The organism is Pontibacterium sp. (genome assembly GCF_041587635.1).
In the GTDB taxonomy this organism is placed as follows: Bacteria; Pseudomonadota; Gammaproteobacteria; order Pseudomonadales; family Balneatricaceae; genus Pontibacterium.
Map to the genome: position 1 here is coordinate 1 of NZ_JBFGYC010000003.1, position 25,635 is coordinate 25,635.

The window sequence follows — 25,635 nt, forward strand, 5'->3', positions numbered from 1 at the left end:
AGACTTCAGGCTGCTGTCATCACTCACCGTTGCAATCAGCTGATAGGGTGCGGTTTTCAGAAACACCCGCAGCGACTCATCGTTATGTACCAGCGGATAATCCAGATAGTACGACGGGAAGACAAACGCATTGTCATGCTGAGAGAAACGCACCTCTGACTGAAACAGGCGGCGATAGTGCTCATGATCTTCCGGTTCTGGATAGGCAAAATAGACTGCCTTCAGATCTACCCGTGTACCGATCATCCAACACACAAAGTTATGCCACATCGATAGCGACGTGCGAATCCGTGCCGGATTTTCATCACGCAGCAGTTCGTTGATATCCATGCCGGACGCATCGGTGGTCGCAATAGACACTTTGGCGTAGCGCCCCTTACGCACCAGCAACGGTTTAACGTTAGAACCACGGCAGATTTCGTGAAACGCACTGGCCCGATAGATCGCCTTCTCCAGTGATTTCGCGTGAATGATGCTGTAACACATCATACGAAACGTGCCGTTGGGCACCTTGCCGCCACCCAACATACCGAAATATTCATCCTGCGCGATGTACATCATACGCTGATACAGCACACCCAGTTTTTCCGCAGAGAATTCACCGTTCCCATTGATGTCGGCCAGACTCAACCCTTCTTCCTGTAACAGCCCCTCAACATCGTATCCCTGTGATTCTGCCTGACTGATCAGATGTCTGACGTAGTTAGCCGGCACTGTTTTTTTATTTTTCATTACCACTCCGGAGCCCGAAAATACGGCTATTCTTAATCCGCCGATATGTGTACGAAGGTATTTATGGCTTGAATTCGACATCAACGCAAGTCTCATGCGAACCATTTTGTCATTAAATGTGGAGCCAAATGTTATTGTTAAGACAGCCACCCAACCGCCAGTATTGAACACTACCGATTTAAGGTAAATAGGAGCAAACGGAGGCAACAAGGGTAAACAAGCTTATTAAGCCCTTTTTTATCCGCGCATGCTCATTCACCCCATCAAAAAATAACAATCTAAGGTGAACGAAATGGCAATAGATTTGCGAAGCCCTCGCAAAGGCAGTTTCCCGCTAACGGCACCCCAGCGATACCTGTTACCGGTGCTTCTGGGAAGCTCCATCTTCAGTGCCTCTGTTTCAGCAGTTGAATTTCAGCTGGGTGAGATTGAGGGACGTTTTGACTCCCAGGTATCTGTAGGCGCCAGCTGGCGTGCCACAGACCGGGACCCCGGCCTGATCTCCCCTGCCAATGGCGGCAGCAGTACCAGCCTCAACTCCGGTAGCTATGATGACGGTGATCTCAACTTTGATAAGGGGGATGCGTTCACCCAGATTCTCAAAGGTGTTCATGATCTCGAACTGCGTTACGAAAACGTAGGGGCTTTTGTACGTGGTAAATATTGGTACGATTTTGAACTGAAAGACGGCGATCAGGACCACGGAAATACGCTCAATGGATACACCGCTAACAACAGCCTGAGCGATAAAGGCTTTAACGATTACGCGAAGTTCTCAGGTGCCGAACTGCTTGATGCATACCTGTTTGCAGAGCTGGAAGTGAATGAACAGCCGTTGGATATCCGACTCGGCCGTCAGGTTGTTAACTGGGGCGAGAGCACCTTTGTTCAGGGTGGTATCAACGTCATCAACCCTGTCGACGTGAATGCTTTCCGTCGTCCGGGAGCTGAAGTGAAAGAAGGCCTCTTGCCGGTGAATATGGCCTTTGCTTCTCTGGGATTAACGGACAACCTCAGCGTAGAAGGCTTTTACCAGCTTGAATGGGAACCCACCGCGGTTGACGGTTGTGGTACCTACTTCTCCACCAACGATTTTGCGGCTGAAGGTTGTAATGGCATCCGCGTTACCAGCCCGAATATCCCTGCAACTCAGGTACCGGACAGCACCTATTTCCAAGGCCCGCTGGTTGTAGAGCGTAACGCCAACGGTCGCCGTGAAGCCGATGATGATGGTCAGTATGGTTTCGCACTGCGTTACTTCGCTGAAGAGCTGAACAGCACCGAGTTCGGTCTGTACTTCTCCCAGTACCACAGCCGCTTACCCTTGATCAGCGGTGTGAATACCCCCGTCTCTCCAACCGGCCTGTTCACCCAGCTTGTCGGTGCGGGTGTGCCGTCCTCTATCGCCGCCGCACAAGCATCCGCTGCACCTTTCATGAGCGAGTACTTCATCAGTTACCCGGAAGAGACCAAAATGCTGGGCCTGAGTTTCTCCTCAAACCTGGGTGATATCGCCTGGTCCGGCGAAATCTCCCATAAACGTGATGTACCGGTGCAGATCAACGGTCCGTTGCTAGTAGGTGCCATCCTGACCCAGTTCAGCGGTGGTATCGGTAATGCAGGCGCTGATAATCTGATCTCCAGCTCAGGTCTGGGCGCAGAGATACAGGGCTACTCCCTGTTTGATGTAACCCAACTGCAGAACACTTTTATTCAATTCCATGATCGCGTGCTCGGAGCGAGCCGACTGGCATTGATCGGTGAAATCGCATGGACCCACGTACACTCACTCGACGAAGGCGCAAACGCTCTGAAATACGGTCGTGCCGGCGCCTTTGGTTATACCGCGGGTGATACCGAAGGCTTTGTTACTGAGAACTCCTGGGGTTACGTGCTGCGGGCTAACCTGAACTACCCTGACGCGTTCTCCGGCGTAAACCTGACGCCACAGGTCAGCTTCAAGCACGGTGTCGAGGGTTACGGTCCACAACCAGGCGCAGCGTTCAACGAAGGAGAGAAGTCAATCAGTCTGAGTCTAACGGCTGATTACCTGAATCAGTACAGCGTTCAGCTTGCCTATACTGATTTCTTCGGCGGCGATTTCAATGCGTTGGATGACCGTGACTTTATCTCTCTCAGTGCGTCCGTTTCGTTCTGATCAGCCCTATACTCAGGAGACTCTCACCATGCAATTTACACGTAAATCTCTGGCTCTGGGTATCGCGCTGCTAGCCGGCAGCTCCAGCCTTTTCGCCGCAGTATCACCGGAACAGGCCGCACAACTCGGCCAGACGCTCACGCCAATGGGTGCAGAACAATCTGGCAATGAAGCCGGTACAATCCCCAGCTGGGAAGGCGGTCTGAGCACCAGTGACAACCGCTATGCCGATCCGTTTGCCAGCGAAAAACCGATTGTTACCATCACGGCGGCCAACCTTGATCAACATAAGGCTTACCTGTCTCCGGGGCAGCAGGCCTTGTTCATGAAGTTTCCGGATACATACAAACTGAATGTATATCCCACTCATCGTACCGCGAAAGTGCCGGAAAACATTCAGGCCAAAACCAAGGAAAATGCCCTCAACGCCGCATTGGCAAATGACGGCAACAGCGTCTCTAACCTGTCGGAAGGTGTAGCGTTTCCGATTCCGGCTAACGGCCTGGAAGCGATCTGGAACCACATGACGCGCTATCGCGGTGGTTCACTGGAACGTACCTTTGTACAGGTGCCTGTGCAGGCGAATGGTAACTTCACGCCGGTGAAGATTAACGAAAAGATGTCCTGGCCCAACTATCTGGATGGTGAAAAGTCGAAGCAGGAAAACATCCTGTTCTACTTCGTTCAGCAGGTACAGGCACCTGCCCGTCTGACAGGCAATGTGCTGTTGGTTCACGAGACAGTCAATCAGGTCACACAACCTCGACAGGCGTGGACCTACAACGCCGGTCAGCGCCGCGTACGCCGTGCACCTCAGATCGCCTACGATGCGCCCGGCACCGCGACAGACGGCCAGCGCACCACGGACAATCTGGATATGTTTAACGGCGCACCTGACCGTTACGACTGGAAGCTCGTGGGCAAGCAGGAGATGTATATCCCCTATAACAGCTTCAAGCTGGCTGATCGTGAGCTGACCTATAAAAATATCCTGCAACGTGGCCACATGAATCCGGATCTGACCCGCTACGAGTTACACCGGGTCTGGAAAGTTGAAGCGACGCTGAAGGAAGGTGCCCGTCATATCTATGCTAAGCGAACCTTCTACATTGATGAGGATAGCTGGCAGATTGCCGTGGTTGATCACTACGACGGTCGCGGCGAACTCTGGCGTGTTGGGGAAGCTCATCAACTGCAGTACCGTGATGTCGACGTACCCTGGATCGCAGCGGAAGCACTGTATGACCTGCAATCCGGTCGTTATCTGGTGGGCAGCCTGACCAACGAAGAGGGCATCGGCTTTGATTTCAGCAAACGTTTTAAGTACAAAGACTTCACCCCACAGGCGATTCGCCGCTTGGGTAAACGTTAACGTTTAACACCCCGATAAAAAAGCAGAGCTTTCGCTCTGCTTTTTTGTTTCCGATAAGCACTTCTTTCAATCACTCTTCAGATATCAACCGAACACTCTGGGAGTTGCCATTAGAACTGGCCACACATTGAAACTCTGAGATCAGCTCCTCAATCGAAACGGGTCTGGAGAAGAAATAGCCCTGCAGTTTGTCACAATTAAGATCTTTTAAAATACTGCTGCTGATCTCGGTTTCGCAACCTTCAGCGACCGTTCGAAGCGCAAGACTTTTCGCCAGGTTGACGGTCGATTGGACAATCGTAAAGTGACGGAGATCCGTTTCCATATCGAAGATAAAGGAACGGTCGATTTTCAGCTCTGACACAGGAAGGCGACTCAAATAACTGAGCGAGGAATAACCGGTACCATAATCATCGATAGAAAACTCCACACCCTGTTTTACCAGCGCCTGCATCATCACGCCTGCATACTCTGGATCGCTCATCAGTGCATTCTCAGTAATCTCCATCACCAATGTAGGACGCACAGGAAAGCGTTGCATGATCGCTTCTACCGACGTCAGAAATCGTTCTTCCAGCAAGTTTAACGCGGAGATATTAATCGATAATGCGAGCGGTTTTGAAAGATGAGGCTTTAACTGTTCATAGTCAGTTAAAGCCTGCTCAAGCACCCAGCAACTCAGCGCATTAATATCTCCACTTAGCTCAAGCGACGGGATAAAGTCATCGGGCGATATAAACCCCTGCGTGGGATGATGCCAGCGTATCAGTGCTTCTAAGCCACTCACCTCGCCGGTATCACTATCAACCTGTGTTTGGTAGTGCAGGCAAAACTGCTTGCTCTCCAGCGCCTGTCTGGCATCCGTCATCAATGTCAGATTATTCAGGGAATGCTCATCCAGCTGAGGATCAAAGCGGGCGAACTCACTGCGGCTCTTTTTGCAGTGGTACATAGCAATATCTGCAAACTTCATCAGCTGTTGAGCATCAGCTGCCTGATCGGGAAAAGACACTAACCCAATACTGACAGACAACTGAATCTGTACCGCATGCAACAGAAAAGGCGCCTCAAACTTTTGCAAAATAGTATCAGCAATCGTTCGTGCTGGGGCTTCACTGTCAAACACACATGCAAACTCGTCCCCACCCAGACGCGCAAAGAAACAGTGCGGGCTTTGCAAACACTTTAAGCGCAGCCCAATCTCATACAGCACTTGATCTCCACTCTGATGCCCAAGCGTATCGTTAATATTTTTGAAGTCATTCACGTCAAGTATGCCCAGCCAAAAGGGTTGACCTGCCTGAATGCGGGTATCCAGAGTCTCTTTAAGCTGCATCCTGTTGGGCAACCCGGTCAGAGAGTCAAAACTCGCAAGCTGCTCAAGCTTCCGATGTTCTGATTCGACGGTGTTTTGCAGTCGATTGAGAGCCCCCACCAGCGTGTTCAACTCATCGCCCTTGTTGAACTCCGTAACCAACCGTTCAATGCTAAATGGTTGCGCGCGGGAATAGTGTCTGCCCAACTGATCAACAAGGCGACGCAGGTGTCGCATAAGCATGCGATCAAACAGATAGATAATGAACATCGATACCAGAAAGGTTTTGACCGCTTGTGTAATCAGGATCACCAGAAATGTATCCAGCAAACGGCCGTAAATTCCCTGTAAAGAAGCCTTCACATGTAACTGACCCAGCAACCGGGGACTATCACGATGGATATAGGTCAGTGCATAACTCTGCTGGAGCGCATCCTCATTAACATCCTCCCCTACAGACAGTAGTACTTCGCCATCTCCATTTTCACCAGAGATAAAGCTGATATCCTGCTGTCTTACCAACCCTTGCAACTGTATTTCCAGTGACGACAGGTTATAGGTCCAGACACTTTGGGAAATACTTTCCAGATTAGAAATGCGGACCTGTTCCAGACGCTGATCCAGAACATTCAGTTCATAGCGATAATCCCGCCACAGCTGCAACCCTGTCAGTAACAAAGTAATTACCGTGCTGAAGAGAAGGATCAGGATCACAAATACCCGCGACACATCGCCGCGAAAGAGTGATTGCCAGATACGCTTCAACGCACTGCTCATCGTTAGTCCTGAGATCCCATGACTTGTTGGACAATTTTCGCCACACGTCCACTGTCCAACATCTCCTGAAGCGCATTCCCCAGTGGCTCAGCAAGATCTGCATTCCCTTCATTCAACAACAGGTGAAGTGGTACCTCCGCCAATGCAGGCGCGTGCAGATGAAACCCCGCTATACCTTGCCGACGTAATTCGTAAAGCCCGTTCAGATCGCCCAACAGGGCAACATCAATACGTTGATTGTCGAGCATTTTGAACATCGCATCCGCTGAATCCAGGATATGTGACTCGGCAGGCTGAATGCGACGGATATTATTTACATGAATTTTCCAGCCCGTGACCGTACCTACAGAATAGGGTTTGAGATCATCCCACTGAGTGATACGAATCTCCGGCGAACGCGTAAAGGCAACAAAACGAGCAGTGTAAAAACTGGGCTGAACGGGGATCAGAGAGGGAAATTCACGCTCGATGATCGGCTTTACCCGGCAACATTCTGCATCATCGATACCTTCAGCCACCAGTTGCAGCGAGCGTTCAGCGGATACCGGTTGCACATGAATATTGACGCCTATTGTCTGGCCCGCTTCGGCTAGCACCCGGCTATAGATCGTCGAGACCGGCGGCGTAAAGCCCGTATTGACATGCAAATCTCGCGCTGACGCATAAACCGCTGCGCCCATCAAAATCACACCAAACAACAACTTCGCGATTCTACGTTGCATGTCTGCTCCCTCAGAGATAGATGGCCTCCAATCAGTCTAGCAGCAATTTTCCGGCTCAGATTTGTGACTAGACTATATGTAAACTCCGGTCGTAAAGCCTGCGGACATTGGAAGCATTCGATTTCAGCACCTATTATGATCTGACGCATAGATATCGAACTGTTGATTTCGCTAACATCCTCCTCTGATTAAGGATTAGGTTACAGGGTTCCAAGGAGGACTAAAGGGTCGAGCACGATCCGATCATCGGAGGATGCCATGGGCATCAAGCAGTCTCGACAGATAGTTTTCATATTTCTTATACCCGCGTTACTGACGGTGATGTTGCTCGCCTGGTTTTTACGCTCGGAACTTGAACACTGGGCCATCAAAAACTGGTCAGAAGATCATCATGAGTTTGCTCAATTACTCGGCGATCAGCTCAGTGACGATGTCACCGAAGCGGCCAATCTCCTGACGTTTAGCGCTAACCTTCCAGCATTTTCTGCGCCACTCGATACGGCATTAATCGACCGGTCGTTGAACGGTATCCCACTGGGTGAGGATCAGGAAAAGCGTGATATTCTGGACGAACTCCGTCGTCGTGGAGATTTTTCAGTACTGTTCCTGCTGACGCCTGAAGGCGATCACTACCTTTCACACCCCTACTCAGTACAACGCTCGCTCCAGAAATATAATCTCTCAGACCGCAAATACTTTCAGTTAGCGACCCAGAATAAGGCCCTCGTCATCTCTGACAGCTTTATCGGCGCTGACAGCGTGCCTGCGGTGGCGATTGATGTGCCTATCCTTGATAACCACGGTGAGATCATTGCCCACCTCGGTGGTGTTCGCTATCTGCACCACCTCTCAGAGCGACTGGATATCACACACATCGCCCCGTTCGATCGCGCCATTCTAATCGACCGTGAAGGCCAACGTATCGCCGATAGTCATTCAGACACCTCCGACTCACCTCTGGATCACTCTCTTATCCAGAGGTCCACAATCGAGCACGTAAGAAACAAGCATCAGGTGATGATCCGTCAGGTCACCGATGCCAACGGATTGGTCTGGCTCTCATTTCGGCGTCAGTTGAGTACGGGGTGGGAGTTACAGTTACTGCGACGCATGGATCGGCTGCAAAGTGAAATTTCCCCACAGGTCAGGCAAACCATCTGGCTGGGGATTGGGATTGTTATTCTCACCAGCATCATCGGGGCGTTGGTTGCTTTGGGCTTCAGTCGTCGCTGGCAAAAAGCCGATGCGGCCCTCAAGCGGGCCAACGCCACGCTGGAACACCGTGTCAGAGAGCGCACCCAAGATCTGGAACATTCCGAGATGCGCCACCGCACGCTGTTTGAATCAACCGCAGATGCCGTACTCCTGCTCCTCAATCACCAACTGATTGACTGTAACGGTGCAGCGATGCGCATGTTTGGCGCTAAGAGCAAGCTAGATCTGGTCTCCCGATCAATCGCCGATCTATCAGCGGATCAGCAAAACAGCGACGCAGATGAGAAGTTAGTATCACTGATCGCGCTAAAAATAGCGCAAGCCCACTCGGAGGGTAGCCTGCGTTTTGAGTGGAGGCATAAGCGATTGGATAACAACGAGACATTTCATACTGAAGTATTGCTCAGCCGTCTCGTGTTAAATGGCGAACCGATGTTGCAAGCCACTATCAGGGATATCAGCGCACGTAAACAGAACGAAGAGCGTATCCGCACCTTGTCACAAGCGATCGAGCAAAGCCCGGTATCGGTTGTGATCACCGATACCGAAGGCAACATCGAATACGTCAACCATGCGTTTGAGGGTATTACCGGCTACAAAGAAGCCGAGGTATTAGGTAAGAACTCCCGCATCCTCAAGTCCGGTAACACGCCGCCACGCCGCTACAGTGAACTCTGGCGTGCGATTCAATCCGGTCAGGCATGGCAGGGAGAATTCCAAAACAAGCGCAAAAACGGGGATATTTTCTGGGAACAGGCACATATCGCTCCGGTTATTGACACGGATGGCACCATTAAGCACTACCTCGGCGTCAAGCAGGATGTCACTGTTCACAAGCTCCAGGAGGAACGCATCCTGCATCAGGCGCTGTTTGATAGCCTGACGGATCTGCCAAACCGCTTCCTCGCGCTGGATCGCCTTGACCAGATGATCAGCGACGCAAAACGCGACAACCACCTGATTGCCGTGATGTTTCTGGATCTGGATGATTTCAAGAAGGTTAACGATTCTCTCGGACATGAAACCGGCGATATCCTGTTACAGCACGCCGCTAAACGGTTAAATTACGTTGTGCGAGAACAGGATACGGTTGGACGTTTAGGCGGCGACGAATTTATTGTATTGCTGGGCGGGCTTAAGCAACCGGAGGATGCGCTACCGGTGGCAGAGAAGCTTCTGCACTGTTTTCAGGACCCGTTCAAGCTGCACCATCGCGAACTGGTCGTTACCGCCAGCATGGGGATCGCCATCTATCCCGACAACGGCGAAAATCCAGCAGAGCTGCTGCGCAACTCAGATACCGCCATGTACGCCTCAAAAGCACAAGGGTGTAATACCTGTCACTTTTTCACCAAAGAGATGAACATGGGGGTCACCCGGCGACTGGCACTGGAAGAACAGTTGCACGGGGCTCTGGGCAATAATGAATTTGAGGTGGTCTACCAACCCTTGGTAGATATTCACAGCCGTACCATGATCGGCGCGGAAGCGTTGTTACGCTGGCATAATCCCTCGCTTGGCCACATCTCGCCTGAAGAATTTATTCCCGTCGCAGAGCAAACCGGATTGATTATCCCGATCGGCGAATATGTCCTTTCACAAGCACTAGAGAGGACCGCTCAATGGGTACATCAACGTCAATGGCCCTTCAAAATTGCCGTCAACCTCTCTCCCCGTCAATTCAGAGATGAAAGGCTGGTAACCTTTATCGAACAACAGTTGCAGGCAAACGGTGTGCCGGGCTCTCATTTGGAGCTTGAAATTACCGAAGGCGTACTGATGGGCGATCATGGTTACATCAACCGTGCGCTGGAAACCTTATGTCGTATGGACATTGGCATCGCGATGGATGACTTCGGTACCGGCTACTCGTCTCTCAGCTACCTGCGCAGCTATCCGTTTGACACACTAAAAATCGACCGCAGCTTTATCAATGATATCAATGTTGATCCCGCAGACCGTGAACTGGTTAATGCCGCAATTGCGATGGCTCATGGATTGGGCTTAAAAGTGGTCGCGGAAGGGGTTGAAACCGAGGAACAACTGGAATCACTGGCAACGCAGTATTGTGATGTGGCGCAGGGTTATCTGTTCAGCAAACCGGTGCCACCTGAAGAGATCAGCCGTATGTTGATCAAAGGGCGCTTTACGCGATCGTAATCCTCATAAAAAAGCCACGGCCAAGATAGATTTCCTGGCCGTGGCTTTTCTATTACAGGAAGTTATCGGGCAGCTATCGCCACCCGATCCCCTTTAGTTCAGACGTTCAAAGACCGTCGCTATCCCCTGCCCCATACCAATACACATGGTCGCTAAACCAAACGTACCATCTTTCTGGTCCAGTACGTTCAGTAGCGTGGTGGAGATACGCGTGCCGGAACAACCCAGCGGATGACCCAAGGCAATCGCACCACCGTTGAGGTTCACTTTATCGTCCATCTGATCCAGCAATTTGAGGTTTTTCAGCACGGCTAAGCCCTGAGCTGCAAACGCTTCATTCAGCTCAACCACATCCAGATCGTCTACCGTCAGACCTGCACGCTTCAACGCTTTCTGCGATGCAGGCACCGGACCAAAGCCCATGATCGATGGATCACAACCCGCCACACCCATGCTGACGATGCGTGCACGTGGTTTCAGGCCCAGTGCCTCAGCTTTGGCCGCAGACATCAGTAACATCCCAGACGCGCCATCAGAGAACGCAGACGACGTACCTGCCGTCACGGTACCCACTTTAGGTACGAAAGCCGGTTTCAAACCACTCAATGTTTCAACCGTGGTTTCAGGACGAATCACCTCATCCGCTTCCAGCAGGCTCTTAAAACCGTTTTCGTCATGCCCTTCTACCGGAATGATCTCGTTATCCCAACGGCCTTCAAGCGCCGCTTCATGCGCCAGACGGTGGGAACGCGCACCAAACTCATCCTGCATTTCACGTGAGATACCGTTCATTTTGCCCAGCATCTCAGCCGTAACACCCATCATCATCGCCGCTTTGGCAACCTGCTTGGACATCTCCGGATTGATATCAATACCGTGCAGAATGGACAGGTGGCCCATATGCTCGACACCCCCGGCCATGTACATATCACCGTTGCCGGTCATGATGCCCTGCGCTGCGGAATGCAACGCCGCCATCGATGAGCCACACAAACGGTTGACCGACTGTGCCGCCACAGAGTGTGGGATACCTGCCAGTACCGCAGCGTTACGGCCAATGTTAAAGCCCTGCTCTTTGGTCTGGTTCACACAACCCCAGATGATGTCTTCGATATCTGCGGCGCTGACCTGATCATTACGCTTCAACAGGCCGTTCATCACAGCAGCGGACAAGGCTTCAGCACGGACGTTACGGAAAGAGCCATTTTTTGATTTGCCCATCGGCGTGCGTACTGCATCAACGATGACAACGTCATTAGGTTTCAGATTCATTGTTCTCTCTCCATCCTTAACCGAAGTAGGTTTCGCCAGCAGCGGCCATCTGTTTCATCTTCTCAGTCGGCTGATACAGCGGACCCAGTGCTTCGTATTTCGCGGCCATGTTGCAGAAGTTATCCAACCCCATCTTATCCAGATAGTGCAGCGGGCCACCTAAGAACGGTGGGAAACCAATGCCCATGATCAGACCCATATCGGCTTCAGCCGGTGAGGCAACGATCTCGTCTTCCAGACAGCGTACCGTTTCGATACACAGCGGTACCATCATGCGTTCGATGATCTCTTCATCTGTGAACTCACGGGCGGCACCCACAACACCGTCCAATAGCGCATCAACGCTGTCATCCTGCAGTTTCTTCGGTTTACCCTTACGATCCATCTCATAACGGTAGAAACCTTTCGCGTTCTTCTGACCAAAACGTTCCAGCTTGAACATCCGATCGATGATGTTTTCACCTTCGTGCTCCATACGGTCGGGGAAACCCGCCGCCATCACACGATCAGCATGGTGTGCGGTATCCACACCTACCACATCCAACAAGTACGCAGGCCCCATCGGCCAGCCAAAGCCTTCCATCACCTTATCGATCCGGCGGAAGTCGGCACCATCACTCAGCAGCGCAGAGAAGCCACCGAAGTACGGGAACAGGATACGGTTGACCAGGAACCCCGGACAGTCATTCACCACAATCGGGGTTTTACCCATCGCCTTGGCATACGCGACAGTACGTGCAATCGCGGACTCAGACGTTTTTTCGCCCCGAATCACTTCCACCAGCGGCATTTTGTGTACCGGGTTAAAGAAGTGCATGCCGCAGAAGTTTTCCGGTTTTTCCAACGCAGTCGCCAGATCGGTAATCGAAATAGTGGAGGTATTGGAGGTCAGTACCGCACCTTCTGGCAGGTGCTTTTCGGTCTCAGCCAGCACCGCTTTTTTCACGTTTGGATTTTCGACCACAGCCTCAACCACCAGATCGACACGATTAAAATCGCCGTAGCTCAGTGTTGGCGTAATGCGGTTGATCACCTGTGCCATCTTGGCCGCATCAATACGCTTACGTTTCAGCTGGCCACCCAACAATTTATTGGCTTCGTCCAGACCCAGCTGCAACGCGGGTTCCGCGATATCCTTCATCAGGATCGGTGTGCCTTTGGATGCGGACTGATAGGCGACACCGCCCCCCATAATACCTGCGCCCAATACGGCCGCCATTTTCACCGGCTCAGCCTGCGCTTCATATTTTCCGGTGATCTTCTTGATCGCCTGATCTTTCAGGAACAAGCCTACCAAAGCACGGGTGACATCATTCTTCGCCAGCTTGGCAAACCCCTTAGCTTCAATCGGCAGCGCTTTATCACGGGGCAGGTTGGCGTGCTTCTGAATCGTTTTCAGTGCTGCCAGTGGCGCGGGATAATGTGGACCGGCTTTGCCGCCGATGTAACCTTTAGCACTTTCAAAGGCCATCATCTGTTCGATCTGATTCAGTTTGATCGGCGACTTTTTCTCTTCGCGGCGCGCCATGTAATCAAACTTGCCGGCTATACAGTTGCGCAGCAGATCAAGCGCGGCATCCTGTACCTGCTCGACCGCCACAACCGCATCTGCTGCACCGTCTTTCAGCGCTGCCGCAGCGCGTTTTTCCACACCGCCACAGATCCATTCATTGGCGTTATCCACACCGATCAGACGTGGCAGACGTACCGTGCCACCCCAACCCGGATAGATGCCCAGCTTCACTTCCGGCAGGCCCACTTTGGCACCGTCCGCCATCACACGGTAATCGGTACTCAGGCACAGCTCAAAACCGCCACCCAGTGCGATACCGTTCACCGCAGTGACGGTTGGGCAGGGCAGATCTTCGATCGTGTTGAAAATCTGGTTAAGCTCCATCAATGCCGCAACGATGGCCTCCTCTTCATGGGAGAACATCTGGTTAAACTCTTTAATATCCGCGCCAACGATGAAGCAAGATTTGGCACTGGAAAACATCACACCTTTGAGATCATCCCGGGAAGACAGCTGGGTGACTGCTTCGCGCAGTTCTCCCAACGTCGCCTGATCCAGTTTGTTGATGGACTCGTTTTGGTTATCAAACACAAGGTTGAAAAGACCCTCTTCAACCGCTTCCACACGGATCGACTGACCTTGGTAAAGCATCTGATTTGCTCCGTTTATTTTTATTCTCAACCGCGCCATCCGGCGCAGTCGCTATAAATAAATAGTTGTTGCTTACAATTTGCCCGACAGCTCAGGCACCACATCAAAGAGATCCGCAACCAGGCCGTAGTCAGCCACCTGGAAAATCGGCGCCTCCTCATCCTTGTTGATCGCAACAATCACTTTTGAATCTTTCATTCCAGCCAGATGCTGAATCGCGCCGGAGATACCTACTGCAAGGTATAGCTCAGGTGCCACCATCTTGCCGGTTTGTCCCACCTGCATATCGTTAGGTACAAAACCTGCGTCTACTGCCGCACGGGATGCACCAACGGCTGCGCCCAGCTTGTCTGCCAGCGCATACAACAGGTCGAAGTTTTCTCCGTTGCCCATGCCACGGCCACCAGAAACCACCATCGACGCCGCGGTCAGCTCAGGGCGATCACTTTCTGCCAGCGCTTCGCCGACAAACTGTGACAGGCCAGCATCACAGGCTTCACTGAAGGTTTCGATTGAAGCACTCCCGCCTTCTGCCGATACGGCATCAAAAGCAGTACCGCGCACGGTAATCACTTTCACCGCATCCGATGACTGCACGGTTGCGATCGCGTTACCGGCATAGATCGGACGTTTAAACGTATCGGCGCTTTCGACGGCCATAATGTCGGATAGCTGATTCACGTCTAGCAGTGCTGCGACCCGCGGAAGCAGGTTCTTACCGTTGGTAGTTGAGGGGGCCAGTATGTGGCTGTAATCATCCGGCAACGCGAGAACCAGCTGGGTGATATTCTCTGCCAGCTGATGTTCATAGACAGGGGCATCAGCCAAAATCACTTTAGCCACACCAGACACTACGGCTGCCGCATCGGCCACACTCTGGCAGTTAGAGCCAGCCACCAGCAGGTCAATCTCACCGCCGATCAGTTGTGCAGCGGCCAGCGTCGTCAGGGTGACCGGTTTTAATTCGTTGTTATCGTGTTCTGCAATAACCAGTAAACGCATCTGAATAGCCTCCCCTTACAGCACTTTGGCATCGTTTTTCAGTTTATCGATCAGCTCATCGACCGAGCTAACCCGGATACCTGCCTGACGTTCAGGTGGCGTTTCCACCTTCAGCAACGTCAGGGCAGAGGTCACAGCAACACCCAGATCATGAGTACTCAGGGTTTCCAGCGGCTTGCGCTTCGCTTTCATAATATTCGGCAGGGAGGCATAACGCGGTTCGTTGAGACGCAGATCAGTGGTCACCACCGCAGGCAGGTTTAGCGCGACCGTTTGCAAGCCACCATCCACTTCACGGGTGACGTTGACGTTGCCCGCTTCGACGTTTACTTCGGACGCAAACGTACCTTGTGGCCAATTCATCAGTGCGGCCAACATCTGACCGGTCTGATTGTTATCGGAATCGATCGCCTGCTTACCCAGCACCACCAACCCTGGCTGCTCTTTCTCTGTCACTTTGGCGAGCAACTTGGCGATAGACAGCGGGTCCATCTGAGCGTCCACATCAACTCGAATACCGCGGTCAGCGCCCAGTGCCAGTGCAGTGCGGATCTGCTCTTCACACTGTTTGGTGCCAATCGACACCACAACCACTTCATCCGCGATACCGTTCTCTTTCATTCGAACCGCTTCTTCAATCGCGATCTCACAGAACGGGTTCAGGGCCATCTTCACATTGGCCAGATCTACATCGGTGTTATCGGCTTTCACACGTACTTTGACGTTGTAGTCAATCACACGCTTTACTGCGACCAGTACTTTCATCATCGGCCCTTCTTGATGTTCAGGTTATGCCTAAATACTAATCGGAGGGCTGATTTCAACAATGACAAAAACCAGCTCATTTAGTGACAAATATTACCAAGCAACAAAAAAACCAGTAATTTCAAATAGTAAGACATCAACAAAGAACTAACACAAAGATTCAAAAACCATAAAATATGCCTAATATCTGTACATATCCCGTAGGTTGGGTCGAGCGCAGCGATACCCAACACAACATGCCGTTGAATTCACTCACTGTTGGGTATCGCGCTGCTCAACCCAACCTACAAAGGACTGACTTTTATTTAGGTACAAAAAAACCGGCACTAGGCCGGCTAAAACTCACGAAGGTGGATTGCTTGGGTGATCGTGCTCAGACCCTCATGTGGGTAATTCTTCGTTATACAGCTCAGGCAGGTAGGTTTTAATCACCTCACTGTCCTGCGCCCAGGTACGGCAGGTGTTTAACATCACCTGTGCACCTAATTTCATAACACCCTCTTTTGAGGTCGGCCAGAGGGTTTGTACGGCCGTGGTGGCAATTGGCATCAGCAGCTCACTCAGGTGCGTACAGCCCTGAACGCCGCCTAATAGCTCTTTACTCTGACGCTGCCAACCGGGACCAATACGGGTCCCTTCCAGCTTTTTAAAGACGCCCACCACCCCCGGACACATCCTGAACGGCGAGGCATCGATATAAGCGTCAACGGTGTGAATCAACAATGTCTGATCGATGGTGATCCGCAGGCCCAGATTATGAAACGGCTCCCCCGCCGCGACATAACCTCCCCTTTCGGGATTGTCGATGGGTTTGCTTTTAACATCCTGCATATGGCCTTCGATATCCCACAAACCATCTTCACGCTGGTAACCGTTACAATTCACCGTGCGCTGATGCGCCAGCACACGGCGTGCGGGTTTTGATAATGGCATCAGCTCACCTTGTCCAGATCATCCAGTGTTGGCATCGGTTCTTTCAACATTCGGCGCAAGATTTTACCCACATTGGACTTCGGTAACTCTTCAGAAAACTCCACATACTTCGGTACTTTGTAGCGTGTCAGGCGCTCTTTACACCAATCACGAATCTCTTCGCGGTTCAGATCAGAGGTCTTGGCCACCACAAAGAGTTTCACCGCTTCACCACTGGCGGCATCCTCCACCCCAATCGCTGCGCACTCAACAACATCCGGATGCGAACTCACTACATCCTCAACCTCATTGGGGTAAACGTTGAAGCCGGAAACAATGATCATATCCTTCGCCCGGTCAACGATACGGAAGCGACCATCGGGCTGGCGGACCGCAATATCACCGGTCATAAAATATCCGTCCGGTGTAAAACTGCTCCGGGTATCGGCATCTCGCTGCCAATAACCTCGCATCACCTGCGGACCTTTGACGCAAAGCTCTCCTGGTGCATCGATCGGTTGTTCTTCCCCGTCCTTGATAATCCGCACATCGGTGTGAAGCACCGGCACCCCAATAGTACCGATCTGAACCGCGCCCGGCTCATTGGCACACACCGCCGGTGAAGTCTCAGTTAAACCATACCCTTCGATGATCTCGCTACCGGTGCTCTGCAACCACAGTTCTGCCGCCGCGTGGGTCAGGGCCATCCCCCCTGAGATAGTGACCTGTAGAGAACTGAAATCCAGAGCCTTGAATGTATCCTTATTGCAGAGGGCAACAAACAGGGTGTTCAGACCAATAAATCCGGTGGGTTCCCAGTTTCCCAGCTCTTTTACAAAGCCATCGATGTCCCGTGGGTTAGGAATCAGCACGGTATGCCCACCCGAGACCAGCACCACCTGAGCGATGGTAAAAGCATAGATATGATAAAGCGGCAGTGGCGAGATCACTTGCAGGTGCCAGTCAGTACCGATGCCGCTGATCCGGTCCTGCAACTGCATCATGTTAGACAACAGGTTCGCATGGGTCAGCATTGCGCCTTTAGAGACACCGGTCGTGCCACCGGTGTACTGTAACGCGGCAATATCCGAAGGACGTCGACGCACCAGAACAGGTACATCACCTAAGTATTTCAGCAACGCTGTGCGCAGAGAGATCGCCCCTGGAAGATGGTATTTAGGCTCCATCTTTTTCAGATACTTCACCGCAGCATTTAGCAACGTGCGTTTTACAAAACCGTGCAGATCACCCACCTGCGTCACAAATAAGTGCTTCACATCGGTGTTGTGAATAATCTTATCCGCTTTGTGCGCCATGCTTTTATGGATGATCAGGGCTTTAGCACCGGAATCTTTGAACTGGTGCTCCATCTCCGTGGCGGTATACAACGGGTTGGTATTCACCACCACCAGCCCCGCACGCATCGCACCGTAAAGCACAACCGGATACTGAATCAGGTTGGGCAGCTGAATCGCAATGCGGTCTCCCGGCTGCAGATCGGTTTCCTGTTGCAGGTAAACCGCAAACGCGGCCGATAAACGATCCAGTTCCGTATAACTCAGTGTACGACCAAAACTGGTGAAGGCCGGTTGATCCGCATAGTGACCAACGGCATACGCCAATACATCAGGGATAGTCTGAAAACCCTGTGGATTAATATCCTCAGGGATGCTGTCCGCTGCAGGGATCTGCCCTTCCATCACAACCTCGCATGCTGTTATTTTTATTGTTACGGTGTTTTAAATCAGTCGTGTAGTGTAGCCGCTAAATCAATTAATTTACCGGAAACAGTACCGCCAGTTTTGTCGCAATCATGATGTCACCTTCGGCCTGGATACGGCCCGTCATAAAGGCTTGCATACCATCGGTCTCACCAGACATCACCTCTTCCAGTGTTGTGCTGTCCATATTCAGGGTCACGGTTGGGGTATCGTGCTCACCTTCTGCCACCTGGCAGTCACTCTCGGCCACAGTCACACTCCAGTGTGCGTCACCATCGATCACGTACTGAAAGACGGCATCGGTATCCGCTGCAGCGGCTGGGTTAAAACGGGCTTTCATCTCGGTAAAAATCGCATTCAAATCGGCCATGGAACTGGTCCCCTTATTCTTAGTATTGCGGTAACGTTTGGCATTCAGTTTCAGCAGACCACGCGCTAATGCGCGGCCTGCTGAGGTATTTAAAAAGCGTCTAAGCGTTTTCATCAGAACTGGAAGTGTTCATCATCAAGTGACATCAGGTTGTCAGCACCTGACACCATGGTCGCCACCAGACCACGGGTACGTGGCAGGATACGCTGGAAGTAGAAACGTGCAGTGGTCAGCTTCGCTTCGTAGAACGCTTTGTCGCTGTCACTCTCGGCCAGCTTCTGCTGCGCAGTTTCAGCCATGCGTGCCCAGAAATACGCCAGCGTGACGTAACCGGAGTACATCAGGTAATCCACAGAGGCCGCACCCACTTCATCACGGTTCTGCATCGCTTTCATACCCACCTGCATGGTCAGCTCACCCCACTCTTTGTTCAGTGTCAGCAGCGGATCGGTAAACTCTTTCAAACCGGTATTATCAGACTGTGCCTGACAGTATTTGTGAATGATTTTGGTGAAGCGTTTCAATGATTCACCCTGCGTCATCAGGACCTTACGACCCAGCAGATCCAGCGCCTGAATCTGGGTGGTACCTTCGTACAACATGGAGATACGGCTATCACGTACGTTCTGTTCCATGCCCCACTCAGCGATATAACCGTGCCCACCGAAGACCTGCAAGCCGTGATTGGCAGACTCAAAGCCCACCTCGGTCAGGAAGGCTTTAGCGATCGGCGTCAACAGTGCCAGCAGGCCATCCGCTTCTGCGCGCTCTTCAGGGGATGCCTGATGGACCTTATCCACCAGCTGCGCGGTGTAATAGATCAACGCCCGGCCGCCCTCGGCAAATGCTTTCTGGGTCAGCAGCAATTTACGCACTTCCGGATGCACGATGATTGGGTCTGCCGCTTTATCCGGACATTTTGCGCCGGTCAGGGAACGCATCTGCAAACGATCTTTGGCATACGCCAGTGAGTTCTGAAAACCCCACTCAGCGTGAGCCAGACCTTGCAGTGCAGTACCAATACGCGCCGTATTCATAAAGGTGAACATGCAGTTCAGACCTTTGTTCGGCGGGCCAATCAGGTAACCGGTGGCTTCATCGAAGTTCATCACACAGGTGGAGTTACCGTGAATCCCCATCTTGTGTTCCAGTGAGCCACAGCTGACGCCGTTACGATCACCCACACCGCCACCGGCAGGCATAAATTTCGGTACGATAAACAGGGAAATACCCTTAGTCCCTTCCGGTGCATCCGGCAGGCGGGCCAGTACAATATGCACGATGTTGTCTGCCATATCGTGCTCACCGGCAGAGATAAAGATCTTGGTGCCGCTGATGCGGAAGCTGCCATCCTCATTTGGCTCAGCCTTGGTACGCAACATACCCAGATCCGTACCGCAATGAGGTTCAGTCAGACACATCGTGCCGGTCCATTCACCGGAAACCAGTTTGGTCAGATAGGTTTCTTTCTGATCCTGAGTGCCGTGTGCTTCGATGGTATTCATCGCTCCGTGGCTCAGCCCCGGATACATGCTCCACGACCAGTTCGCCGTGCCTACCATCTCATTCAGCACAATCCCCAATGACTCAGGTAAACCCTGACCACCCCACTCGGGATCATGGGCCAGTGACGGCCAGCCGCCTTCAACAAATTGCTGATACGCATCGCGGAAACCTTCAGGGGTGGTCACACCCTCTTCGCTCCACTGGCAGCCTTGCTGGTCGCCAATCTGATTCAGCGGAGAGAGTACTCGCTCAGAAAACTTAGCTCCCTCTTCCATGATGGCCGCAACCATATCCGGTGTCGCTTCTTCGCAGCCAGGCAGGTTCTGATAGTGTGCATTCAGCTCCAGCACTTCATTCAGAACAAAACTCATATCACGTAAAGGTGCCTTATATTCCGGCATAACAAATCCCTCAATTCCTATTATTGTTCTGTCAGCCCCGGCTTGGGGATGCCCGATAAATCGATACAGGCTGACTACGTTTTATTTAATAACAGGATGGTTCAAAGCCCCTTATCCGCCAATAACAAAAGCCACCAGTTTTAATGACAAAAATTACCACCACTCTTCAAAAAACCACTAACACACTGAATAAAAAGGACTTATACACAAAAACGCTCAGACTGATTTTATGACAAGTTATGAATTAAAGGCGCGTTCAGGGAGGTAAAGCAGAGATACTGCGCACTTAGGGAAGCAGCCTTGATAGGGCTAGAACAGACAGTCACATGTGCTAAGCATGTGACGAGGCGTACAGGCGTGATCGGAACAAGTGCCACAGGTCTTATACAGACCCGTGGCATCATCAGGTGATTTAGCTTACAGCGGTATCTACTTCCTTAATCAGTGGTTTCAACGGTTCACTTAGCCCCGCCCGCAACACCAGAATATCGGTATTCAACTGATCCAGTATCCGTTCGGCGGTATTGCCCAGCAATGCCGCTGACATACCCCGTCGCGCATGCGTGCCAATGACCACCAGCGACGCATCGATCTCCTTGCTGACTTTAGGAATCCAGTGCTCGGGCGGCCCTTCGCCAATATGTAGCTGATCAACCGTCAGATTCATATCGCTTAGTACTGTTTCTGCACAACGCTGTGCACGCTGGTCGATCAGCACCTGCGATTGCATTTCAGGTTCTGCCCCCTGCATCGCCGGAGGTGTTGCAATCACAGCATGCAGTGGCACATCCAGTGCCCGCGCGATAAAACCCGCCAACATCAGGATACCCTGATTATTCGCGCGTAATGCGGGATTATGGGTCGTCGTATTAACAGCTGCCAGAATCCGGCCGTGTGCCCAGTGATGATCATGTTTCACCAGCAACACCGGACAGGGTGTATTGCGTAACAACTTCCAGTCTCTGGAGGCCAATAGCTTGCGGCTGCTGTGGCGTGGATCACAACCTTTCACCAACAGGGCAAAGTGATCTTGCTTCCAGCGCTTACACACCGCATCAATCAGATCGTCAGTCACCACCTCCTGTGTGAAGCAGATCTCGGATTTGGCCAGTGCGCTCATATCCGCTTCGATACCACTCCAGGGGGTCGATTTCCCCACCCAGATCAGCTCTAGATCACAGGCCATACGCTCCGAAATCAGCTGCGCCCGATGTAAAGCATTACGGCTCTGCGGGCCACTATCCAACACCACCAGAATACGTTTACTGAACAACATGAACCGACTCCTTCTCTTTGCTATGCAGCAAACACGCTAACGCTGGCAGCAATATCAATGCGCCGAGCATATTCCAGATGAACATAAAGGTGAGTAACACGCCCATATCCGCCTGAAAACGGATCGGCGAGAACACCCAAAGCACAACACCAATCGCCAGGGTCAGCCCGGTAAATGCGACCGACTTACCGGTACTTTTCAGGGTTTCAAGATAGGCATCAGGCAGGCTGTAACCTTGCACCAGATAGGTATTGAGCTTGGAATAGATATAGATGCCATAGTCGACACCGATGCCCACCCCAAGCGCGATCACCGGCAGGGTCGCCACCTTCACACCGATACCCAGCTGGGCCATCAATGCCTGACACAGCAACGATGTCAGTGCCAGCGGCGCAATGATACAAAACACCGTCTTCAACGACCGGAAGGTGAGCAAGCAGAGCAAACTCACCACCCCATACACCCAGAACAACATCTCGTACTGAGCCACACTGATCACTTCGTTGGTCGCAGCTTCAAAACCCGCGTTACCCGCCGCCATCAGGAATTGAACGCGCTCGGAGTTATGTTCACCGGCGAACACCTCGATAGCCTCTGTGACTCGCAGCAGAGTATCGGCCCGATGATCGTCCAGAAAGATGATCACGGGCAGCAGTGAACAACTGGCATTCATCAACCCCGCAGGTACATAGGCCAGCGATGCATTGATCACCATCTGATTGCGACTCACTGAACGCCACTTCAGGCTGCCTTCATTCAGGCCCGCCGTGACACGCTCAGAAACATCGGCCAGAGAAATACTGCTCTGCACACCCGCCACGTTTTTCAGGCTGTGCTGGAACTGATCCACCAGCGTCAGTGTTTCAAAGCTGCTGCACTGCTCCTCGCCCGTTTTCACCATTACCACAAAGGTATCGCTGGAGGTGGAGTAGTTTTCCGTAATGAACTTGTTATCCAGATTATATCGGGAGTCAGCTCTCAACTCCGGCGCACCGGTATCGAGATCACCAATCTTCAGATCACTGCTGAGCACAAAACCAACCACCGCTAAACCACCCGCAACCACCAGGGCAGTCGCGGCACCACGGCGACGCGTAAATACAGTCAGCACCGACCAGTAACTGTGCTCACGATCAAAACTGTTGCGGGCGCGATTAATCGCACGCTGACCCACCCCGGCATAGGACATGAGCACCGGCAGCAACAGCAGGTTGGTCAGAATGATCACCGCCACGCCAACGGATGCGGCCACCGCCAGATCCTGAATCACCTCAATCTCGATCACTCGCAGCGTGACAAACCCAATGCCATCCGATAACAATGCAATTAGGCCGGGAATAAAAATGGCACGAAAGGCCCGCTGTGCAGCCAGTCGACGATCTGCGCCCTGCGCAGATTCCAAGGTGATGGTATTCACAATTTGCACACCGTGGCTGACCGCAATAGCAAACACCAAAAAGGGCACCAACATCGAATAGGGATCCAGCCCATAGCCCAGCAGATTCAACAGACCCACCTGCCAGATCACCGCAATGACTGAGCACGCCAGTGGAATCAATGTGCCTGTTACACTGCCTGAATAGAGGTAAAGCAAGACCAGCGTCACGACAAAAGCGATGGCAAAGAACAGCGCAACCTGGGTTGCACCGTCGATCAGGTCACCGACGATTTTGGCAAAACCGGTGATATGAATCTCCACACCCGCGCGTTCATACTTATCGCGAATCAGCGCTTCCAGCTGATGGGAGAACTGCTGATAGTCGAGCTTTTCTCCCGTCTGCGGGTGACGATCAAACAATGGCACCTGAATAATGGCGGACTTGAAATTGTTGGCGACCAAGCGGCCTACCTGCCCCGAACGCAGGATATTGATCCGTACTTGTTCAAGGCTGTCTGGCGAACCGTCATAGGTTTGCGGAATCACCGGACCACCGACAAATCCCTCTTCAGTGACTTCAGTCCAGCGAACATTAGGTGTCCAGATCGATTTCAGCGCCGAACGGTCCACACCGGGAATAAAGAACACTTCATCGGTCACCTGCCTGAGGGTGTCCTGAAATTCAGCAGAAAATATATCGCCCTCTGTCGCCTCAACAGAGATCCGTACACTGTTGCCTAAACCTGCGAGATCATCCCGATACTGAAGGAAATTGTTCACATACGGGTGATCCGACGGGATCATTTTGACAAAGCTGGCATCCGGCCGTATCTGACTGGCTTGCCAGATTAACCCCAGTGTCAGCAAGGCGAAAAGGCTGACAACCAACCCTCGGCGGAAAAACAGAAAACGCTCCAGCAACTGCTCGCTAGATTTGATAGGCGTTAACAGTACGCGAGTCATATTCATCAGGAACGACCTCCCTGATCTGAAGGCACCGTAGTCTGTGTTACTTGCGCATCCAGCTGTACACGGGTGACACCCGCCTCACCCACTAATATAAGCTGCTGACCGAGCACGACACCCGATGAGAAGCTGGTCCGCGTGGCCGCCGCGAGTGGTACAAATGCTGATCCCTGCTGCTGAAGTAACAACCCGCCCTGCCCCAACAAAATCAGCTGTCCGTGTGAATCGGTGACGGCAGCGTTGATGCTACTGGTAGTTGAGACCTTGATCGGATTCCAGCGTGTGCCTGCATCTGAGCGAAACAGATGCCCGCGTAAGCCCATCAGATAGAGTCCCTTAGACTCCTGCATCGCAAAGAAAGACCCTTCATAAGGCGACTCAATAACCTGCCATGCGGTGTGCTGATCATCACTTTTAATCAACAACCCGGCCTCTCCTGCGAGAAACAACGAACCGTCTGTTGTTGCCTGAATGGCATTCAGATGAAATCGATCAGGGTTTGGAATCAGATGATCCATGCTCTGCCAGCTCTTGCCGCCATCCCGGGTCTGTAACAACATCCCATAAGCCCCGGCAATATAACCCAGATCCCGACTGGCAAACCACACATCCAACAGTGGAGTGCTGGCACCGTCTTCCGCAGCAAACTGCGCATCTTCCAGCGCATACTCCAGCATCTCTCTATCGATGCCTTCATTCTCAGACGATTGATCCAATCCGGCGAGTGCCTGCTCCAGTGTCGTAATGCGGTTCTGATTAATGCCTTCACCATCTAGCTGCAGGTGCCAGTTTTCACCGCCATCTTCGCTGCGCAATACAACACCGTCATGCCCAACGGCCCAACCGTTCTGATCATCAACAAAGTTCACCGCCGTCAGCAGCACACTGGAAGGCACCTTGGCCTGACGCCAGCTGTACCCGGCATCATCTGACAACAACACCGCGCCTTGCTCACCCACCGCGACCAGACGGGAGCCCGCCAAGGCTATATCCAGCAGCAATACATTACTGGCAACAGAGTGATCGGTAAGGGCATGAAGTTCTAACGACGGGCGTTCCAGACGATCTCCGGAGGCGGCCAATGCAGGAAATGAGAAAGCGATGCCAGATAACAGGCAGCATATGGTCAACAGAATGGATGTTGAGCTTTTGTTCATAGGGGACCCGATTATTATATTTGTTTCGGTATTCACGCTTTGCCTCGTCCAAATCGATGCTCATTCCGAATTGAGACGCTCTATCAGCTGCTTCGCCAATACGAATAGCTGTCCATAGAAAATGGGCAATCAAAGCTGTTACAGCAGTGTCATGGATCAGGCTGTTAACAGCAATAACATTTCAACGCAGGTTTAATGACATAAATCGTTATCACCTGTGAAGATCAAGAATCAGTGGCTTATAAGGAAAGACCACATATCTCATAGATAGTGACTAATCTGTTCAGTCTGGCC

General features: G+C 52.0%; 17 protein-coding genes. 3 read left to right on the plus strand and 14 right to left on the minus strand.

Annotated features, from left to right (window positions below):
* On the minus strand, positions 1 to 732 hold a 732-nt coding region (locus tag ABYW01_RS00490), incomplete at its 3' end, for an AraC family transcriptional regulator (protein WP_372830589.1).
* Positions 733 to 1,024: 292 nt separating this feature from the next.
* Between ABYW01_RS00490 and ABYW01_RS00495 the strand changes: the two genes are divergently transcribed.
* Together ABYW01_RS00495 and ABYW01_RS00500 are read left to right on the plus strand one after the other, a co-directional pair.
* Positions 1,025 to 2,890, plus strand: coding sequence for a DUF1302 domain-containing protein (locus tag ABYW01_RS00495; RefSeq protein WP_372830590.1), 1,866 nt, complete (start codon positions 1,025 to 1,027; stop codon positions 2,888 to 2,890).
* A gap of 28 nt (positions 2,891 to 2,918) precedes the next feature.
* A complete protein-coding gene (locus ABYW01_RS00500; RefSeq protein WP_372830591.1) occupies positions 2,919 to 4,262 on the plus strand; it encodes a DUF1329 domain-containing protein in 1,344 nt (447 codons plus the stop codon).
* 70 nt (positions 4,263 to 4,332) lie between these two features.
* Here the strand turns inward: ABYW01_RS00500 and ABYW01_RS00505 are convergent, their stop codons facing one another.
* Together ABYW01_RS00505 and ABYW01_RS00510 are read right to left on the minus strand one after the other, a co-directional pair.
* Complete coding sequence (locus tag ABYW01_RS00505) at positions 4,333 to 6,354, minus strand: putative bifunctional diguanylate cyclase/phosphodiesterase (protein ID WP_372830592.1); 2,022 nt, start codon at positions 6,352 to 6,354, stop codon at positions 4,333 to 4,335.
* Positions 6,355 to 6,356: 2 nt separating this feature from the next.
* The gene (locus ABYW01_RS00510) at positions 6,357 to 7,076 is read right to left on the minus strand and encodes a substrate-binding periplasmic protein (RefSeq protein WP_372830593.1); all 720 of its coding nucleotides are present in this window, start codon (positions 7,074 to 7,076) and stop codon (positions 6,357 to 6,359) included.
* A gap of 258 nt (positions 7,077 to 7,334) precedes the next feature.
* Between ABYW01_RS00510 and ABYW01_RS00515 the strand changes: the two genes are divergently transcribed.
* Complete coding sequence (locus ABYW01_RS00515; protein ID WP_372830594.1) at positions 7,335 to 10,451, plus strand: EAL domain-containing protein; 3,117 nt, start codon at positions 7,335 to 7,337, stop codon at positions 10,449 to 10,451.
* Between the two features lie 93 nt (positions 10,452 to 10,544).
* Here ABYW01_RS00515 and fadA read toward each other — a convergent pair whose 3' ends face one another.
* The 11 genes from fadA to ABYW01_RS00570 form a co-directional block, all read right to left on the minus strand.
* Positions 10,545 to 11,723 carry an acetyl-CoA C-acyltransferase FadA gene (fadA, locus tag ABYW01_RS00520; protein WP_372830595.1) on the minus strand — a complete coding sequence of 393 codons (1,179 nt, stop codon included), beginning with the start codon at positions 11,721 to 11,723 and terminating at the stop codon, positions 10,545 to 10,547.
* 16 nt (positions 11,724 to 11,739) lie between these two features.
* A complete protein-coding gene (fadB, locus tag ABYW01_RS00525) occupies positions 11,740 to 13,887 on the minus strand; it encodes a fatty acid oxidation complex subunit alpha FadB (RefSeq protein WP_372830596.1) in 2,148 nt (715 codons plus the stop codon).
* Between the two features lie 72 nt (positions 13,888 to 13,959).
* Positions 13,960 to 14,889 (minus strand): electron transfer flavoprotein subunit alpha/FixB family protein, encoded by a 930-nt coding sequence (locus ABYW01_RS00530; RefSeq protein ID WP_372830597.1) that lies wholly within the window; start codon positions 14,887 to 14,889, stop codon positions 13,960 to 13,962.
* A gap of 15 nt (positions 14,890 to 14,904) precedes the next feature.
* On the minus strand, positions 14,905 to 15,654 hold the full coding sequence (locus ABYW01_RS00535; RefSeq protein ID WP_372830612.1) for an electron transfer flavoprotein subunit beta/FixA family protein: 750 nt from the start codon (positions 15,652 to 15,654) through the stop codon (positions 14,905 to 14,907).
* A 381-nt stretch (positions 15,655 to 16,035) separates the two neighbouring features.
* Positions 16,036 to 16,587 (minus strand): DUF2889 domain-containing protein, encoded by a 552-nt coding sequence (locus ABYW01_RS00540; protein ID WP_372830598.1) that lies wholly within the window; start codon positions 16,585 to 16,587, stop codon positions 16,036 to 16,038.
* Positions 16,587 to 18,266, minus strand: coding sequence for an AMP-binding protein (locus tag ABYW01_RS00545; protein WP_372830599.1), 1,680 nt, complete (start codon positions 18,264 to 18,266; stop codon positions 16,587 to 16,589). Before ABYW01_RS00545 ends, ABYW01_RS00540 begins: the two co-directional genes overlap by 1 nt.
* A 73-nt stretch (positions 18,267 to 18,339) precedes the next feature.
* Positions 18,340 to 18,771, minus strand: a complete 432-nt coding sequence (locus tag ABYW01_RS00550; RefSeq protein ID WP_372830600.1) for an SCP2 sterol-binding domain-containing protein — start codon at positions 18,769 to 18,771, stop codon at positions 18,340 to 18,342.
* Positions 18,771 to 20,564, minus strand: a complete 1,794-nt coding sequence (locus ABYW01_RS00555) for an acyl-CoA dehydrogenase C-terminal domain-containing protein (RefSeq protein WP_372830601.1) — start codon at positions 20,562 to 20,564, stop codon at positions 18,771 to 18,773. Before ABYW01_RS00555 ends, ABYW01_RS00550 begins: the two co-directional genes overlap by 1 nt.
* A 412-nt stretch (positions 20,565 to 20,976) precedes the next feature.
* On the minus strand, positions 20,977 to 21,840 hold the full coding sequence (locus tag ABYW01_RS00560) for a universal stress protein (RefSeq protein WP_372830602.1): 864 nt from the start codon (positions 21,838 to 21,840) through the stop codon (positions 20,977 to 20,979).
* The gene (locus tag ABYW01_RS00565) at positions 21,827 to 24,187 is read right to left on the minus strand and encodes an RND family transporter (RefSeq protein WP_372830603.1); all 2,361 of its coding nucleotides are present in this window, start codon (positions 24,185 to 24,187) and stop codon (positions 21,827 to 21,829) included. The genes ABYW01_RS00560 and ABYW01_RS00565 overlap by 14 nt, the downstream gene beginning before the upstream one ends.
* On the minus strand, positions 24,187 to 25,341 hold the full coding sequence (locus ABYW01_RS00570) for a WD40/YVTN/BNR-like repeat-containing protein (RefSeq protein WP_372830604.1): 1,155 nt from the start codon (positions 25,339 to 25,341) through the stop codon (positions 24,187 to 24,189). Before ABYW01_RS00570 ends, ABYW01_RS00565 begins: the two co-directional genes overlap by 1 nt.
* Between the last annotated feature and the right edge of the window lie 294 nt (positions 25,342 to 25,635).

What these genes read in the sequence shown, in the direction of transcription:
- ABYW01_RS00505 (WP_372830592.1), bottom strand. Translation starts at nt 6,354, where the DNA reads ATGAGCAGTGCGTTGAAGCGTATCTGGCAATCACTCTTTCGCGGCGAT.
- ABYW01_RS00565 (WP_372830603.1), bottom strand. Translation starts at nt 24,187, where the DNA reads ATGAATATGACTCGCGTACTGTTAACGCCTATCAAATCTAGCGAGCAG.
- fadB (WP_372830596.1), bottom strand. Translation starts at nt 13,887, where the DNA reads ATGCTTTACCAAGGTCAGTCGATCCGTGTGGAAGCGGTTGAAGAGGGT.
- ABYW01_RS00510 (WP_372830593.1), bottom strand. Translation starts at nt 7,076, where the DNA reads ATGCAACGTAGAATCGCGAAGTTGTTGTTTGGTGTGATTTTGATGGGC.
- ABYW01_RS00540 (WP_372830598.1), bottom strand. Translation starts at nt 16,587, where the DNA reads ATGCCATTATCAAAACCCGCACGCCGTGTGCTGGCGCATCAGCGCACG.
- fadA (WP_372830595.1), bottom strand. Translation starts at nt 11,723, where the DNA reads ATGAATCTGAAACCTAATGACGTTGTCATCGTTGATGCAGTACGCACG.
- ABYW01_RS00515 (WP_372830594.1), top strand. Translation starts at nt 7,335, where the DNA reads ATGGGCATCAAGCAGTCTCGACAGATAGTTTTCATATTTCTTATACCC.
- ABYW01_RS00555 (WP_372830601.1), bottom strand. Translation starts at nt 20,564, where the DNA reads ATGCCGGAATATAAGGCACCTTTACGTGATATGAGTTTTGTTCTGAAT.
- ABYW01_RS00545 (WP_372830599.1), bottom strand. Translation starts at nt 18,266, where the DNA reads ATGGAAGGGCAGATCCCTGCAGCGGACAGCATCCCTGAGGATATTAAT.
- ABYW01_RS00560 (WP_372830602.1), bottom strand. Translation starts at nt 21,840, where the DNA reads ATGTTGTTCAGTAAACGTATTCTGGTGGTGTTGGATAGTGGCCCGCAG.
- ABYW01_RS00570 (WP_372830604.1), bottom strand. Translation starts at nt 25,341, where the DNA reads ATGAACAAAAGCTCAACATCCATTCTGTTGACCATATGCTGCCTGTTA.
- ABYW01_RS00495 (WP_372830590.1), top strand. Translation starts at nt 1,025, where the DNA reads ATGGCAATAGATTTGCGAAGCCCTCGCAAAGGCAGTTTCCCGCTAACG.
- ABYW01_RS00550 (WP_372830600.1), bottom strand. Translation starts at nt 18,771, where the DNA reads ATGAAAACGCTTAGACGCTTTTTAAATACCTCAGCAGGCCGCGCATTA.
- ABYW01_RS00500 (WP_372830591.1), top strand. Translation starts at nt 2,919, where the DNA reads ATGCAATTTACACGTAAATCTCTGGCTCTGGGTATCGCGCTGCTAGCC.
- ABYW01_RS00535 (WP_372830612.1), bottom strand. Translation starts at nt 15,654, where the DNA reads ATGAAAGTACTGGTCGCAGTAAAGCGTGTGATTGACTACAACGTCAAA.
- ABYW01_RS00530 (WP_372830597.1), bottom strand. Translation starts at nt 14,889, where the DNA reads ATGCGTTTACTGGTTATTGCAGAACACGATAACAACGAATTAAAACCG.